Source organism: Hymenobacter cellulosilyticus (assembly GCF_022919215.1).
Lineage (GTDB): Bacteria > Bacteroidota > Bacteroidia > Cytophagales > Hymenobacteraceae > Hymenobacter > Hymenobacter cellulosilyticus.
Map to the genome: position 1 here is coordinate 3,636,883 of NZ_CP095046.1, position 14,812 is coordinate 3,651,694.

General features: G+C 63.2%; 16 protein-coding genes. 6 read left to right on the forward strand and 10 right to left on the reverse strand.

Annotated elements, in window-relative coordinates:
* Window position 1: 1 nt before the first annotated feature.
* The 6 genes from MUN79_RS17840 to MUN79_RS17865 form a co-directional block, all read right to left on the reverse strand.
* On the reverse strand, window positions 2-442 hold the full coding sequence (locus MUN79_RS17840; RefSeq protein ID WP_244673983.1) for a hypothetical protein: 441 nt from the start codon (window positions 440-442) through the stop codon (window positions 2-4).
* Window positions 433-1,122, reverse strand: coding sequence for a formylglycine-generating enzyme family protein (locus MUN79_RS17845; RefSeq protein ID WP_244673984.1), 690 nt, complete (start codon window positions 1,120-1,122; stop codon window positions 433-435). The genes MUN79_RS17840 and MUN79_RS17845 overlap by 10 nt, the downstream gene beginning before the upstream one ends.
* Before the next feature lie 11 nt (window positions 1,123-1,133).
* A complete protein-coding gene (locus tag MUN79_RS17850; RefSeq protein ID WP_244673985.1) occupies window positions 1,134-2,336 on the reverse strand; it encodes a formylglycine-generating enzyme family protein in 1,203 nt (400 codons plus the stop codon).
* Window positions 2,337-2,341: 5 nt separating this feature from the next.
* A complete protein-coding gene (locus MUN79_RS17855; RefSeq protein WP_244673986.1) occupies window positions 2,342-3,472 on the reverse strand; it encodes a 4Fe-4S dicluster domain-containing protein in 1,131 nt (376 codons plus the stop codon).
* Window positions 3,473-3,824: 352 nt separating this feature from the next.
* Window positions 3,825-4,052: a hypothetical protein gene (locus MUN79_RS17860; RefSeq protein WP_244673987.1), complete on the reverse strand. Its 228-nt coding sequence runs from the start codon at window positions 4,050-4,052 to the stop codon at window positions 3,825-3,827.
* 121 nt (window positions 4,053-4,173) lie between these two features.
* Window positions 4,174-5,505, reverse strand: a complete 1,332-nt coding sequence (locus tag MUN79_RS17865) for an NAD(P)/FAD-dependent oxidoreductase (RefSeq protein ID WP_244673988.1) — start codon at window positions 5,503-5,505, stop codon at window positions 4,174-4,176.
* A gap of 222 nt (window positions 5,506-5,727) precedes the next feature.
* On the opposite strand from MUN79_RS17865, the gene MUN79_RS17870 reads away from it, so the two are divergent.
* Together MUN79_RS17870 and MUN79_RS17875 are read left to right on the forward strand one after the other, a co-directional pair.
* Window positions 5,728-6,105 (forward strand): hypothetical protein, encoded by a 378-nt coding sequence (locus tag MUN79_RS17870; protein ID WP_244673989.1) that lies wholly within the window; start codon window positions 5,728-5,730, stop codon window positions 6,103-6,105.
* Between the two features lie 344 nt (window positions 6,106-6,449).
* On the forward strand, window positions 6,450-7,151 hold the full coding sequence (locus tag MUN79_RS17875; protein ID WP_244673990.1) for a carboxypeptidase-like regulatory domain-containing protein: 702 nt from the start codon (window positions 6,450-6,452) through the stop codon (window positions 7,149-7,151).
* A 76-nt stretch (window positions 7,152-7,227) separates the two neighbouring features.
* Here the strand turns inward: MUN79_RS17875 and MUN79_RS17880 are convergent, their stop codons facing one another.
* From MUN79_RS17880 to MUN79_RS17890, 3 genes are all read right to left on the reverse strand, one after another.
* Entirely contained in the window at window positions 7,228-8,715 is a 1,488-nt protein-coding gene (locus MUN79_RS17880) for an APC family permease (RefSeq protein ID WP_244673991.1), read from the reverse strand.
* A gap of 108 nt (window positions 8,716-8,823) precedes the next feature.
* On the reverse strand, window positions 8,824-9,384 hold the full coding sequence (locus MUN79_RS17885; protein WP_244673992.1) for a hypothetical protein: 561 nt from the start codon (window positions 9,382-9,384) through the stop codon (window positions 8,824-8,826).
* A 27-nt stretch (window positions 9,385-9,411) separates the two neighbouring features.
* Window positions 9,412-9,978 (reverse strand): hypothetical protein, encoded by a 567-nt coding sequence (locus MUN79_RS17890; protein WP_244673993.1) that lies wholly within the window; start codon window positions 9,976-9,978, stop codon window positions 9,412-9,414.
* Between the two features lie 394 nt (window positions 9,979-10,372).
* Here MUN79_RS17890 and MUN79_RS17895 point away from each other — a divergent pair, with 394 nt between their 5' ends.
* The 4 genes from MUN79_RS17895 (at window position 10,373) to MUN79_RS17910 (ending at window position 13,500) form a co-directional block, all read left to right on the forward strand.
* Window positions 10,373-10,654 (forward strand): hypothetical protein, encoded by a 282-nt coding sequence (locus MUN79_RS17895; protein ID WP_244673994.1) that lies wholly within the window; start codon window positions 10,373-10,375, stop codon window positions 10,652-10,654.
* Window positions 10,655-10,766: 112 nt separating this feature from the next.
* Window positions 10,767-12,698 (forward strand): hypothetical protein, encoded by a 1,932-nt coding sequence (locus MUN79_RS17900; protein WP_244673995.1) that lies wholly within the window; start codon window positions 10,767-10,769, stop codon window positions 12,696-12,698.
* Between the two features lie 14 nt (window positions 12,699-12,712).
* Window positions 12,713-13,048: a hypothetical protein gene (locus MUN79_RS17905; RefSeq protein ID WP_244673996.1), complete on the forward strand. Its 336-nt coding sequence runs from the start codon at window positions 12,713-12,715 to the stop codon at window positions 13,046-13,048.
* On the forward strand, window positions 13,012-13,500 hold the full coding sequence (locus tag MUN79_RS17910; protein WP_244673997.1) for a hypothetical protein: 489 nt from the start codon (window positions 13,012-13,014) through the stop codon (window positions 13,498-13,500). Before MUN79_RS17905 ends, MUN79_RS17910 begins: the two co-directional genes overlap by 37 nt.
* Before the next feature lie 16 nt (window positions 13,501-13,516).
* Here the strand turns inward: MUN79_RS17910 and corA are convergent, their stop codons facing one another.
* On the reverse strand, window positions 13,517-14,716 hold the full coding sequence (gene corA / locus MUN79_RS17915) for a magnesium/cobalt transporter CorA (RefSeq protein WP_244673998.1): 1,200 nt from the start codon (window positions 14,714-14,716) through the stop codon (window positions 13,517-13,519).
* Window positions 14,717-14,812: the final 96 nt, after the last annotated feature.

A 14,812-nucleotide genomic window follows, 5' to 3' on the forward strand; every position in this document is an offset into this window, starting at 1 on the left:
CTCACCTGGAGGCGTTTGCCAAGTTCCGGGACGCTCTGCTGGCCTTTGTGAAGTAAGGCTTAGTGGCGGTTGGGAAACGAAACCTGGCAGGCGCAGCGAAACCCGATGGTGGGGGCGGGGCCGATATAGCGGCCCTGGCCTTGAGCGTGCAGGCTTCCAGCGGATCCTGGTAGCTGCCGCCTTTGGTGATGCCCGGTTCCTGCACCAGCTCGGCAGCGTTGCCCAGCAGCTGGTAGGTGGCCATATCGTTGGGTGGTTGCTGCCAGACGTAGCCCGGGGTCTGCATCTGCAAAAAGTAGGGCTCGGGCTGCCGGAAGTTGATCCAGTTGCGGGTGGGCTTGCTGCGGTTATAAGCCTTGATATCGGCCTCAACCTGGGCGGCGCTTTTCGACGTGCCCGAGCGTTTCTGCAGATACGCGGCCGCCTGCGGGTTTACTTCCACCGGCAGCACGGTGCACTTGGTGCCGTAAGGCTGCCCCGCTCGACCAGCCCGGCGCTTTCCCATTCGGCCTCGGTCGGTAGGCGGTAGGTAAACCGGATGTAGTTGGTAATGAGTGAGTCGGGGTGGTGCAGGCCCTCATTGGTGGCTTGCGTCACTACCCGGCTGCGCCACTTGCAGAAAGCCACTACCTGCTCGTAGCTGACGCCCACCACCGGAAAACGGTTGTAAAACGGGTTCTGGTAATAATCGGCCGTGGGCTGGGCCGAGGCCAGCGGCTGCATGCTCGCGGCCAATGTCGGCGCCGACCGGCTGAGCTGCTCCTGGTAGAATTTCCACTCCAGATTCGATACTTCCGCTTCATCAATGCCCAGCCCAGCTTCGGTAATGGGCACGATGCCGGGTGGTTGCAGCAGGCCCTGCTTTTTCCAGACGGATAGGAGGGGAAAGCTGGGTGAAGTATACGGCTCGGTGCAGACGCTGGCACTGGGCTTGAAAACGATAACATCGTAGTCCTGAATCCCGGCGGCCAGGTGGGGAATCCGCGAATCCGTGAGGGGCAGGGCCGTGGTGGCGCTGTAGCGTCCGGGCAGGATGCTGGTCGGCGCATGCACTGAGTAGCATCCCGCACTGACCAGGGCCAACGCCAGCCCGCTGACCCGGGAAAAGAACCGTAAATACATTCAATAAAAAGCTAGGGCTTGCGGGACGAGGCCACCGGGGCCTGGTTGGGAAACTCAATGTCGCAGACGGCCCGGAAGCCGATGTGGGCCGCCGGGCCCTGGTAGCTGCCGCACTCCTTGATGGCGCATTCCACGAGCCGGTCCTGGTAGCTGCCACCTTTGGTGACGCCTTGTTCCTGCACCAACTCGGCCACGTTGCCGGTCATATGGTAGAGGCCCAGGCCGTTCACGGGCAAGTCGTAGACGTAGCTGGGCGTGGAGGCGGCCAGAAAGTACGGCGCTTCCCGGCGGCAGTTGAACATCACGATTTCGGAGCGTTGGCGGTTGAAGGCCAGTATATCCCGGCGAATCTGGGCCAGGGAATTGATGCTGCCCGAGCGGCGCTGCAGATACTCGGCCGCCTGCGGGTTCACCGTTACCTCGGCCGTCGACACCTCGTAGCCATAAGGCAATTGGGTGCCGTAGTGAGCCGCAAATTCCCACTCGGCCTCCGTGGGTAGCCGGTAAGTAACGCGCACGTATTTCGGATCCTGGGCGCTGCGGATGCCCCGGTCCTCGTTGAGCAGCCGCGTCACGGTGCGGCTGCGCCAGCGGCAGTACTCCAGCACCTGCTCGTAGCTGATGCCCACCACGGGGTAGAGGCGGTAAAACGGGTTGGTAAAGTAACCCCGCACGGGCTGCACCGTCGAGTCGGGCAAGTACAGCCGGACTTCGGCCGCGGGCTTGGTTTTGGCCAGGCTGTGCAAAAACGTCTGCCACTCCACGTTGGGCACTTCTACCTCGTCCATCTGAAACCGGTCGCCAATCCAAACCACGCCGGGCGGAATCACGCCCTCATCCTCTGCTTTTTGAATCTTGAGGCTGGGCGGGGGCAAGGCCCGCAGGCGGGCCAGGGCCACGGTGGCCGTATCGGCAGCAAAGCGCAACCCCACGACCCGGGCATCGGAAAAGCCCTGGTAGAGCTGCAGGGGCTGGACGTCCCCGGCCGGGGCGTCGTCCTCGTCCTGGGCCTGCACGATGCGCTGCACCTGCTGCTCATCCCACACCTGCAGCGGCACCCCGGTTTGGGCGCTGATCGTGCCGGGCCGGGCGCTGGTGGGGGCTACTCCGCGCAGCGCGGTCGGAAACTGGTACCGTACAAAAGCCGTTTGGCAGGCTCCCAGCCCACCGAGAAGAAAAAGCAGCAGCAGCCGACTGCAACCGGAGCTTCGCATAGAGGTTAAGAAAGTAGCCGCAGGCTGTCGGCGTGGATAAAGGAGGAACCCTGGTAACGTCCCTCGCGGGGCCCGTTCTCGAGGTTGAGCACGCCCCGCGGACAGGCCGTGCTGCACATGCCGCAGCCCACGCAGGAGGCCCGGATAATCGGTTCCCCGCGCTGGGCGTACTGCTTCACGTCGATGCCCATCTCGCACACGTTGGAGCAGTTACCGCAGCTGATGCACTGCCCGCCGTTGGTGGTGATGCGGAAGCGGGAAAAGTTCTTTTGCAGCAGGCCCAGGTAAGCTGCCATGGGGCAGCCAAAGCGGCACCACACCCGGTTGCCCAGAATAGGATAGAAGCCCACGCCTACCACGCCGGAAAACACGGCCCCGATGGCGAAGCCATAGAATCGGTAGAGCCCGTCGGCCAGGGAGCCCAAAATGGCACCATGCAGCCAGAAGTTGAGCCACACCACGATAGTTACCAGGATAACTAGACCCAGAATGGGGTAAATCAGGCGTACTTCCCAGCGCCAGGCCGCCCGGCTCTTGTCGGAAAGCTGGCGGTAGGGGTCACCGGCGGTTTCGGCCAGGCCCCCGCAGCCGCACACCCAGGAGCAGTACCAGCGCTTGCCGTAGAAGTAAGTAAGCACCGGCGTGGCCACAAACGACATAGCCGCGCCCCACACTACCATAAACACGCCCAGGGCCTTGCCGTCCCGAATCAGGTATTCAAAGGAGCTGGGAAAAAGGTAGTCGTACTTCAGGGGCCAGAAATAAGTAAAGTAGAACTCGGGCTGCTGGAAAAACTGTAGCAAGCCGGGCAGCAGAAAGGCAAAGGCCAGCTGAAAAAACATGACCGAACCCGTCCGGATAACCTGGTAGCGGGAGTGGCGGTACTTCCACAGGGCCCGGCCGCCCATGAGCAGAATGGCCAGCGTATAAAACGTGCCGTACAAAAACCACTGGTCGGCGGGCCGCTGCCGCAGCACCTGGCTGAATGGGTCGAGGGTGTGTACCAGGCCGTTGAGCAAGCCAAAGTTGCCCTTGTCGTCGGGGAGCTGTACCAGTAAAGCAGCACGTAGAAGCCCGTTAGCACCACACCCGTAATCCAGGCTACGGCCCCGCGGCTGGTGCTGCTGCGCAGCCAAAGGTTGTCCTGCTGCAGGCCGGCGGGCTGGCGGCCGTACTTCAGCCAGGCCCAGAGCAGGGTGCCGCCGCTAATCAGGCTCAGGCCCGCGTACAGACTGAGCTGGGCCCGGCCCGGGTTTGCATCGGCCGCGGCCACAAGCAGGGCCAGAAAGCCCAGGCCAATGGCTGTGAGCGTGCTTTTCTCGGTGGCGGAAACGTCGGGTAAGGGCGGCTGAGCCAGCGCCAGGCTAGCCGCAGCAGGAGAAGCGGGCATCGGAGAGAAGAGCTATGTGGGGCAGCAGAGGGAAACAGGTCGGCAAGCGGAGCAGTAAGATAAGGCATTGCCCGCAAGGAAGCATGCCGCCCGGCTAATTAATGGTGATGGTGGTGCCCTTCACTGGGTTTGCCAAACAGATTCAGCAGGGAGCCCACCACGTAGAGCGCCGCCCAGCAGGCGTAGAGCCAGGTGAAGCCCTGGGGCAGGCGGTGCACAAAGTAGTGCAGAACCAAGTGGGCTGCTCCGCTCATAATCAGGCCCGTAACGGCAATAAACTGAAAGCTGTTCAGGGCGCTGGGCCGGTAAAGCTTGGTAAAATCCATGGGTAGGGAAGTGGGAGTGAAGTAGCTAGAAGCCCGTTGCGGCCGGAATGATTCGGGGAAGCCGGCAGAAAGTTAGCAACTCGGGGCCGGAGGGTAGGCTTCACCGGACGCCTTGCCCGGCTCACAACCTGGAGAACAGGCCTTTGCGGCGCTGCAGCACGGCCGCGTGCTGGGGAAACTGCTGGTTGAACTGCCGAATCATCTCGGGCTCATACTGACGGTAAAACTCCGGGTCGAAGTTGGCCGCACCCAACTGGGCCATGACCTCCCGGATGGGCGTCTGGGTACCGATCCACTGGGCGCAGATTTCGTGGCGCAGCCGCAGCCCCAGAGCATTGAAGCCCGTGACGGCAAAGCCCGGCATGCTGCTGAAGTTGATGCGCAGCGCCAGCCGGCCGCCGGGGTGCTCCCAGTAAAACGAGTCGATGCCGGCCTCGGGCTGGGCGGGCACCCGGCCGTAGGTCTGGTATTCGAGGGCAAAGAACTTGGCCGAGTTAAACCAGATGCCGCGCCGGTAAGCCGTAGGTTTGCCGCAGATGGTATGGGCCACGGTTTCGCCCTGCATGCGCCCGGTGTACCAGAGCTGCTCAATGGGCACCTCGCCCTGGCCCGGCTGCCGGTGCTGGGCACAGTCGCCGGCGGCGTACACGTGGGGGACGCTGGTTTGCAGGTGCTCATCCACCAGAATGCCCCGGTCAGTTTCCACGGCCGTGCCTTGTACCAACGTCAGGTTGGGCGTTACGCCGGTGGCCAAGCCCAGCCACTGGCAGGGCAGCTCCTCGCCGGCCGTGGTGCGCACGGCCCGTACCCGGCCCTGGTCGTCGCTCAGGATTTCGGCCAGCTCGGTTCGGTAGCGCACGGCTACGTGGTGTTCCTCAAATTGCTGGTCTACCAAACGGGCCTCGGCCGCGGGCAGCACCGAGCCCCAGTAATGAGAGTCGCGCACCAGCACGGTGGCCTCGATACCGCGCGAGTGCAGCATTTCGGCCAGTTCCACCCCAATCAGGCCGCCGCCCACCACTACCGCCTGCCTGATACCGTGGGTGTCGCGCTCCATGCGGGCCAGATCGGGCAGGCCGTAAAGACCCTGCACGCCGGCCAGGTTCTGCCCGGGCCAGTCGGCCAGTCGGCTCACTGAGCCCGTGGCCAGCAGCAGCTTATCGTAGCCCAACTGCTGCCCGTTGCTGAGAGTAACCAGCTGGCTCGTAGTATCGAGTCGGGTGGCCGTGGCCTCTACCAGCTCCAGGCGGTTTTCGGCCCAAAACCAATCCTCATAAGGCTTGATGTCCTGGTAGCGCATGTGGCCCAGGTACACGTACATCAGAGCCGTGCGGGAATAATGATGGGCGCTTTCCTCCGAAACCAGGGTAATCTGAGCGTCGGGCTGCAGGCGGCGCACCGTCAGGGCCGCCGTGACGCCCGTAATGCCGTTGCCGATGATGAGTAGGCGCATACTGAAGAGGAGGAGAAAAGCCGCCGGCACTGGCCGGAACCCAAATGTAGGCGGCCCGCTGCACAATGCCGCCCGGAGCCTACGGGCTACTGTTAAACTAGCTTGCTGCATCCGGGTTTGGCGCTCAACCTCTTTTCGGTTCGAAGCTCTCGGCCAACCTCGCGGGCGGCTGTGCGTACGCTATAAGTAAATCCCACTGTCTCAACCAAAGCACCTACCACAATGGCTGTCGATAACGAAAACGAGGAAATCACCAAGAACCCGGGCTTCAGCAAGAATGAGGGCCTGGAGAAAGAGCGCGAGTACAAGGAAGGCGAAAGCAACGGCAAAGCCTCCGACGACCCCTCCGCCCACCGCAACATGGGCGCCAATGGCTACACCCAGCGCAGCGACCAGAAAGACCAGCTCGAAAACCTCCACATTGGCGGCGACGACCTGACGCCCCACGGGGCCAACGACCACTCGGGTCCCGGCGAACAATCGCAGGGTCCCGGCTTCGAGTCGGAAGGCAGCTACGAGAAGGATATGGACATCCGGACCCGGGAGCAGAAGTTTGGGGAAAAAGAGCCCAGCGGCCCGCCCAAAACTCCCCGCGACTAGCAACTGCCTGACTACACTATAAAAAAAGCTCCGTGCCCAGTGCGCGGAGCTTTTTTTATGAACTGCGCAAACCAACTAGCCGAAGCAAGGCCGGGGCGGCGGGCAGAAACGGAATTGTAAAGCGGCCGAAAACCGGGCCGCGCCGATGGAAACAGGTACCGCCGATGGCCCGCTACGTAGCGGGTAACCGTGGGGTTACGAAAATGTTAGGAGGTTGTATGACTATTTATATATCTTTAGAAACCGGAATTAAAGCTACCAGTAAAGAAGCCGCAACGAGGCTCGCTTGAAGGCTTTAGTCTGGCTGACCGATCAACTTCATACAACCTCCAATTCTCACATCTATGAGCACTTCTACCCCTTCTAATGAGCCACAAACCGACGAGGCTGCCCTGCTGGCCAGTGCCGAGGAAGAGTATTCTTCTTCCGGTAATGGTAAGCTGGCAATCATTGTGGGTGCTATCGTCTTGTTTGCGGGCTTAGGCTACGCGTTTGTGCCCGTCAAGACGGCACAAACGGCTATTTCCAGCGTCATGCCTTCCTTCGTGCTCGGCGATGCCACCGTTACCGGCAGCCGGCCGGTAGAGGAAACTCCCACAGAGGAAGTAGCCGAGGAAGAGGCCGTAACGGCCGCGGCACCGGCTCCCGCGGCTGCTAAGCCGGCGGCCCGCCCTGCCGCTACCGGAGCCGTAGCGGCCCAGCCCGTGCGCCCTTCCGAAACCGCGCTGGCCGAAGCGCTGCCGGAGCTGGAAAGCGCCGCCCCAGCCGCAGCCGCTCCCGCAGAGCCCGCCAACGTGACGCTGTCGGGCCGCATTCTGGACGAAAACGGCCGGCCGCTGGCGGGTGCTACCGTGCTGGTGAAAGGCTCGCGCAAAGGCACCGGCACCGATGCCAACGGCAACTACACCCTGGAAGTACCCGCCGGCGACAATACGCTGGTGTACGGCTACGGTGGCTACGAGGACCAGGAAATGCGGGCCCGCGGCGGTCAGCCCCTGAACGTAACCCTGACGCCGGCCGAAGGCGGCCGTCGCCGTCGCCGCTAGTCCTCAGTAGTAGAACCCAACAAAAAAGGCCGCCAAGCAATTGGCGGCCTTTTTGGCTTTCGGCGCAAACCCAGTGTTACTCCGTCGGATTATTGGCGAAGCGCTTACCAAACAGGAAGAAGACCGGTACGCCCAGGGCCACTAGCATCAGGCCGCGGCGGGAAAACAAGGCCGTGTCCTCGGCTACGAGCAGGATAACGCAGAAGATGGAGGCCAGTACTACGTAGATGATGGGCAGCACGGGGTAGCCCCAGGCTCGGTACGGGCGGGGCGCGTCGGGCCGGGTGCGGCGCAGCACGAAAATGCCGATGATGGTAATGACGTAAAACAGGATAACGGAGAACATGACGTAGTTGAGCAGCTGCCCGTAGGAGCCGCTCAAGCACAGCAGGCAGGCCCACAGGCACTGAGCCCACAAGGCCCGGGCCGGCACCCCGGCCGCGTTGAGGCGGGCCAAACCGGGGAAAAATAGTCCGTCTTTCGCCATGGCGTAATACGCCCGGGCACCCGAGAGGATGATGCCATTGTTGGCGCCAAAGGTGCTGAGCATGATGAGCACGGCCATTACCACGGCTCCTACCGGGCCTAGCACGTGCTCGGCTACAGCGGTGGCTACCCGGTCGTCGGTGGCGTACTGAATGCCGCGGCCGGCTATGGTGGTGGCCTCCGGCGAGCCTACCAGGGGCAGAGCTAGCAGATACACCACATTTACCAGAATGTAGAGGGCCGTGACGATGGCCGTACCGATGGCCATGCTGCGCACCAGGGTCCGCTCGGGGTTCACGATTTCCTCGCCGGCAAAGCCGATATTGTTCCAAGAGTCGGAGGAAAACAGGGAGCCGGTCATGGCCATGCCGATGGCGACGACCAGGCCGCTCAAGCTCAGCGGGAGCGGGGCCGCCGTTACGCCGGGAGCGGGGTAGCGCACGGCCGTCCACATATCGTGGAAGTTGGCTTGCACGGCTTCCGCGTTCAAACCCAGGGCCAAGCCGCCCAGAATGAGCAGGGCCAGGGCCACAAGCTTGGTGCTGCTGAGCACGTTCTGAATTAGCTTGCCGGCCCGCACCCCGCGGGCATTGATGGCCGTAATACCGACGATAAGCAGAATGGCCAGCAGCTGCACGCTGCTGAACTCAAAGGCGTAGTCGCCGACCAGCGGGCCGGTTTTGATCAGCACGTTCTTGACGCTGAACCAGGGAATGAGCACGCCGGTAAACTTGGCGAAGGCCACGCCCACGGCGGCAATAACGCCGGTTTGAATCACCAGAAACAGCGTCCAGCCATAAAGAAAGGCCACCAGCTTGTTGTAGGCCTCGCGCAGGTACACGTACTGCCCGCCCACTTTCGGGAACATGGAAGCCAACTCCCCGTAGCTCACGGCCCCGGCCAGGGTAATAACGCCCGTGAGCAGCCATACCACCAGCAGCCAGCCGCTGGAGCCCACCTGCCGGGAAATGTCGGCGGAGACGATAAAGATACCGGAGCCAATCATGCTGCCGGTCACGATCATGACGGCGTCGAAAAGGGTAATGGCGCGCTGAAAGTGGCCTTGTTGTTCGGGCATAGAGGAAGAATGAGGGGTTTGGAAGCCGGAAGATAGAAAAGAAAAGCCCGCGGCAAGCACGGGCTTCTGCTAAGACTATAGCGCTTGGAAAGCAACCGGCCGCCGAAATCAGAACTCGCTCCGGTCGTACCAGCTGCGCATGCGCCACGGGTCCAGGCGGTTTTTGCGCACCAGCACCAGACGCGCACTCCCGGCCCCGGCATAGACCTGGTTGTCGCGCTGCTCGATGGTCAGGCTAAAGGAACGCTCCACGTAGATCAGCGTATCGGAAAAGGCCGTGTCGGACGTGGGCAGGTACTGGGTCCACTGCAGGTTGGCAGTGCGCGCGGCCTGAAACAGCCGGTAAGTGGTGTTTACTTCCACGTCGCGGTTCCAGGAGCGGTCCACGTTGTTGGCAAAGTCGCGGAATGTAAAGGTAAACGGGCGGGCCAGCAGCTGCCCGTACAGGGTGGAGTCGCGCAGCTGGTAGCTGGCCCGGAACCGCTCGAAAAAGCCCCGCACGGTCACGGGGTTGCCCAGCAGCTTATTGGGGTCGGTGGGCATGTCGTCGAGGGCGGGAGCGAAGGGGTTGCAGGCCGTGGTCAGCAGCACAGCCACCGTAGCCACGGTGGCGCGCTGCCCCGGGCTAAGCCAAAACTTCCCCACAAATTGACCTCGAAACCACGACATAGCGCAAGCAAAACGGCTGGGCGGAAGTTAGTGAGTTATAAAGAACTTCTTGACATCGGTCCAACTGCCGCGCGTGGAGGTGCGCTGGTCGCGCCAGCCGGCAATTTTCCACTCGTTGTTGCGCCGACGCACCAGCAGCCGGATGTTGCCTTCTACCACGGCGGCCCGAAACGCGGTATCCTGCTGGGTGAGGCGCAACTGGTACAGCGCTGACACCTCGGCCGAGTCGGCCGTGAACAGCTGGTCGCGCCGGTCGGTGAGGGTAAGCTGGTTGGTGGCTCCGGGGCCCATGCGGCGGCGCAGACTGTTAAAGTAGTCGCGCTCCTCGCTCACGCTCCAGTTGGCAAACAGCGCGGTGGCCGTGCCCGCGGCCGTAGGGTCGGGCACGAAGCGGTAGGCCGGGCCGCTGAAGCAGCGCTCGTAGTTGGTGGCATTGGCCCGCTGCACGGCGCTGGTAAAGTTGGCCAGCAGAATATCAATTTGGGTAGGCGAAATCCAGTCGCTGACCGCGTCGGCGGGCTCGGGCTCCCGAATCTGGAAACAGCCCAGGCAGAGCAGGGAGAGAGGAAGCAGCAGAAGCCAACGACGAAGCATAGCGCACGAAACAGTGTATCTTGTCCAAGATACGACTCGTACCTAAACTAGCTGCCCGCCCTCTTCCTGACTTCTCTATAGCTATGCCGCTTCGTTACTTACTGTTCTTGTGCTGGTTTCAACTAACGGCGTTGGGTGGAGCGGCTCAGCGCCTGGAGCGGCCCCGGGTACCGGCCCGGCAGCTGGCCTGCACCATCGAGCCCATCGGCAAGGAATATTACCAGGGGGAACCCATAATCTTCCGGGTGCGGATTCTGAACAAGGCCGACTCGGCCCTGACGCTGGTGTATGCCCTGGACGGCTCCGACATGCTGTTTCGGGCCCGGCCGCCTATTTTGTGGCCCGGCAGCTCCGGCCCGCTCAGCTGCCAGCCGCTAGTACCCGGTGCGATATTGTGCACAGCCTCGACTCGGCCGACTTTATCACGCTGCCGCCCCAGGCCAGCTTTAATCCCCTACTCAAGGCGGCTCAGGTTGATTTTCAGGTTCGCCAGGTGTACCCCACGCTGCCCGCCGGCGACTATGAAATTACCTTTCACTACTCCACCTTGGAGCCCGAGCAGGCCAAGTGGATGGGGGACAATAGCCAAGCTCAGCCGGCCGGACAAGCCCCGGATAGCCCCGGGCGCAGCACTGGGCCGCCATGGGCCGGCAACTGCGCCACGTGCCCCGCGTAAGCCTGGTCAGCAACGCCGTGCGGGTGCACGTGCAGGCATCCCGGCCCACGGCCGCGCAGTTGGGCCACGAATAGCTACTTTTGCCGCCGCCAACTCCTCCCGCCACCGCGTAATGTCGCATAAGCTTCTGGTGTTTCTGATAGGCTTGCTGCTGGTTTCGGCCCTCGGCTCCTACGTGTACTACCGCCGCGCCGTGGCCCGCGTGCCCGTCGATCCGTGGTCGTTGGTGCCCGACGACGCCGTGTTTGTGGTAGCCACCCGCGACCATGCCACGCTGGTGCGTCACCTAAAGGAAACCCAGCTCTGGGACAACCTGACGGCCGTGCGCTACTTCCAGCAGGTGGAGGAACACGTCGGGTTGGTCGACAGCATCACGGGCACGCCCAACGTGGTGCTGCGGTTCCTGGGGACCAAAAAAGTGCTGACCTCGGTGCACGTTACCGGGGCCCGCACCTTCGACGTGCTCTTTCAGGTGCCCATCGGCAGCGTGCGCGAATACCGGCAGGTGCGCACCCTGGTCGACGGCCTGAGCCGTAACCCGCGCTACCAGGTCAGTACCCGCGAATACCAGGGCGAGCAGCTGACCGACATCCGGGAGCGGGATACGGATAACGCCATTACGTTTTTCAACTACCGCAACCACCTGGTAATGAGTGCCAGCACGGCCCTGGTGGAGGCCGTGGTGCAGCGCCTGCAGCACCCGAGTCTGCCTTCCGTGGCCGCCGACTTTCAGAGCACCGACTTTCTGCAGCTCAAGGATGTGGACGCCACGCTGCTAATTAACTACCGGCGGCTGCCCCGGTTTCTGAGCGTGTTTTTCCGCCCCGAGGTCGAGCCGGGCATTGCCACCGTTACCAGCCTGGCCCGCAACGGGCAGTTTGAAATGAAGCTGGCCGGCAACAAGGTGGTGTTCAACGGCTTTGCCAACCCCGAAACCGCCCGCGACGCCCTGCAGCAGCGCCTGCGCCTGCAGCCCACCCAGCGCCTGCGCATGGCCGAGGTATTGTCGCTGCGCACGGCCGTGCTGGTACACCTGGGCCTGGGCCCGGTACAGGTGCTGCGCCCGGCCCGCCCGGCCTCGGCTGATGTGCTGGAGCAGCAGAACGGGCCCTTGCTGGACAGCTTGGCGGCCGGGCTGCGCGAGGAAGCAGCCTTGTGCTACCTCGCTACGCCCTCGGCCCGGATCCGGCCCGCCAAGCTGGCCCTGGTGTACTGCCCCAACCCGCTGCGCGCCGCCACGCTGCTGGGGCAGCTGCGGCGGCAAAACGGGGCCAGCCCGGCATTTGAGCGGGTGGGCCCTTACCAGATTTACCAGACCGGGGTGCCTGAGCTGCCGGCCCACCTGCTGGGCCCCATGTTCCGGGGCTTTGCCCTGCCCGCCGTGGCTCAGGTCGGCAACTACCTGGCTTTTGGAGAGGAAGCGGCCGACCTGCGCCTCTGGCTGACCGACGTGGCCGCGGGCGAAGTATGGAGCCGCTCGCCCACCCAGGTGGCCTTTTTGCAGGAAACCCAGCCGCTGGCCCGTATGCGGGTGCTCATCGACACGCGCAACAGCTGGAACGTGCTGCTGCGCGGGCTGGTAGAGGAGCGCCGGGCTGGGTTGCTGCGCAACGAAACCCTGTTTCAGCGCTTTCCCCAGGTTGCCCTGCAGTTTGTGCCCCCGGTAAATGAGGCGGAGCCCGGCGCCCAGTATTTCACCCAGCTCGTATTGCGGCATCCGGCCATCGGGCCGGCCGTAGCCAAGCCGCAGTCGGCCAACGGGACGGGTGGGGCCCTGGCTTTCAAAACGCCCCTGACCAGCGCGCCCACGCTCGTGCCCGTAACCGGGGCCCGCGTGCCCGGTGTCTTGGTGCAGGACAATCAGCAGGTGCTGCACTACGTGACGCCCGATAACGTGGTGGCCTGGTCTGACTCCTTGCCCGGGCCGCTGGTGGGGAAAGTAAACCGCCTGACGGTGGGCCCAGCGCCGGGTTACCTGTTTGCTACGCCCGGGCAGCTGCACTTACTGGATGAAAGCGGGCGGGAGCGGCCCGACTTCCCCTGAACCTGCCCGACAGCGTGCAGGCCTCGTCCCTGACCATTTCGCCCGTGACGGGCCGGCTGGCGCCGCGGCTGCTGGTGGGCGGCGGGGGCGGCAACCTGTTCCTCTACGACACCAACGGCCGTGCCTATCCCGGCTGGCAGCCCAAGCGCATGGAGTTCGGGCTGGCCGCCCCGCCGCAGTACCTGGTAGTGGGAGGGCGCGACGTCATCGTGGTGTTGCTCGAAAACGGCTACATCTACGCCTACGACGAGCAGGGCAGCGTGTATCCGGGCTTTCCTATCAGCGTGGGGGCGCGGCTGCACTCGGGGCCTTCGTGGAAAGTGGAACCACCTTGCGCCGCACCCGCCTGACGGTGGTCAGCCAGCACGGGGAGCGGGTGAGCTTCACGTTGAGCGGCGAAATCGTGGGACGCAGCCGGGTGGCTACCTGGAGCCGCAGCTCTATCTTCAGCCTCGTACCCGACCAGAGCCAGCGCCGCTACGTGGTAGCCCGCCAGGACGGCGGCCGCCTCCACCTGTTTGAGCCCACCGGCCGGCAACTGCTCAGCCAGAGCTTTATTACCTCGGGCCCCAAGCCGGTACAGTTTCTGAGCTTCGGCCCGGCCCGCAATGCGTATGTATTGACCGAGCCCGGTCCCCACAAAGCCTACATTTACGATACCCAGGGCCGGCTGGTAGGTGGGCAGCCCTTCGACAGCAGCGCGCCCACCGTGGGCCTCGACTACGACGCCGGCACCAACACCTACCAGCTCTACCGCATCATCGGCAACGAGCTTCGCCGCACGGCGCTGAAGTTTAACTGACCTTACGGGTAGCTGACTACCGGTTCGTCAGCCAGCCTTTGCGGTAGAAATAGATGAGCTGGCCCGCTACAATGACGGCCAGCAAACCGAGCAGGGCGGGGTAGCCCCAGGGCGTGTAGAGCTCGGGCATGTTGAGGTGGTTAATGGTGCCATCGGGGTTTTCGCGCTGGAAGTTCATCCCGTAGAGGCCCACCACGAAGCTCAGCGGGATAAAGATGCTGCTGATGATGGTCAGCACCTTCATGACCTCGTTCATGCGGTTGCTTTGGTCCGAGAGGTAGAGGTCCATCAGGCTGCTGATGGATTCGCGGTAGCTCTCGGCCAGGTCCATGGCCTGAATGGCGTGGTCGTAGCAGTCCTTGAAGTAGACCTTGGTTTCCTCGGAAATGACTTGCTCGGGCATGCGCAGGATTTCGGCAATCTTCTCCCGCTCGGGGTACACCAGGCGGCGAAAGCGCACGATATCCTTCTTGATCTGCAGAATGCGGCTGAGCAGGCGGCGGTTGGGCCGGCCATTGAAAATCCGGTCTTCCAGAACCTCGATGTAGTCGCCGATGGCGGCCATGGTGGGGTAGTAGTGGTCGAGCACCACGTCGGTCAGGGCGTAGGCCAGGTAGAGCGGCGGCCGGTGCCGGATCATGCTGAAGCCCGAGCGCAGGCGGTTGCGCACCGAGTCGAGGCAGTCGTCATAGTCGTCCTGAAACGAGATAACGAAGTTGGAGCCCGTGACGAGGGAAAGCTGGTCGTCGTCAATTTCCAGGGACGAGGTGAAGTCCGTCATGCGCGAGACCAGAAACAGGCGGTTTTCGTCGAACACGTCCACCTTGGCCCGCTGGTAGTCGCCCAGCACGTCTTCCATGTGCAGGGCGTGAATGCCGAAGTCCCGCATTAGTCGCTGCATCAGGTCCAGGTCGTTGTAGCCGCGCACGTCCAGCCAGTGCTTAAGCTGCGGGTTGGCCTGGAAGTACGCCAGCAGCTCGTCGTAGCTGTCGTATTCCCGCTCCGCAAAAAACGAGTCGCTGTAGGAAATCAGAAACAGGCGGGGCTTCAAAGAGCCTTCCCGGATGGTGAGCGTACCGGGGCGCTGGCCCACCTGCTGCTCGCGGGCCTGTTGGGTGGCGGCCCGGTCGGAAATACCGCCGGCAATGGCTTCAGAATCAGTTTCCGGGGCCAGCTCGGGCGCGGGGGGCAGCGGCAGGGAAGTATCGGCAGTCATGGGCAGAGAATAGGGCGCGGCGAAAGTAGTAAAAGGGCGGGCAGCGCAGGGTACAGGCCGGAACGGCCCGCCAAAGTAGGGCTTCTCACGTGGGGT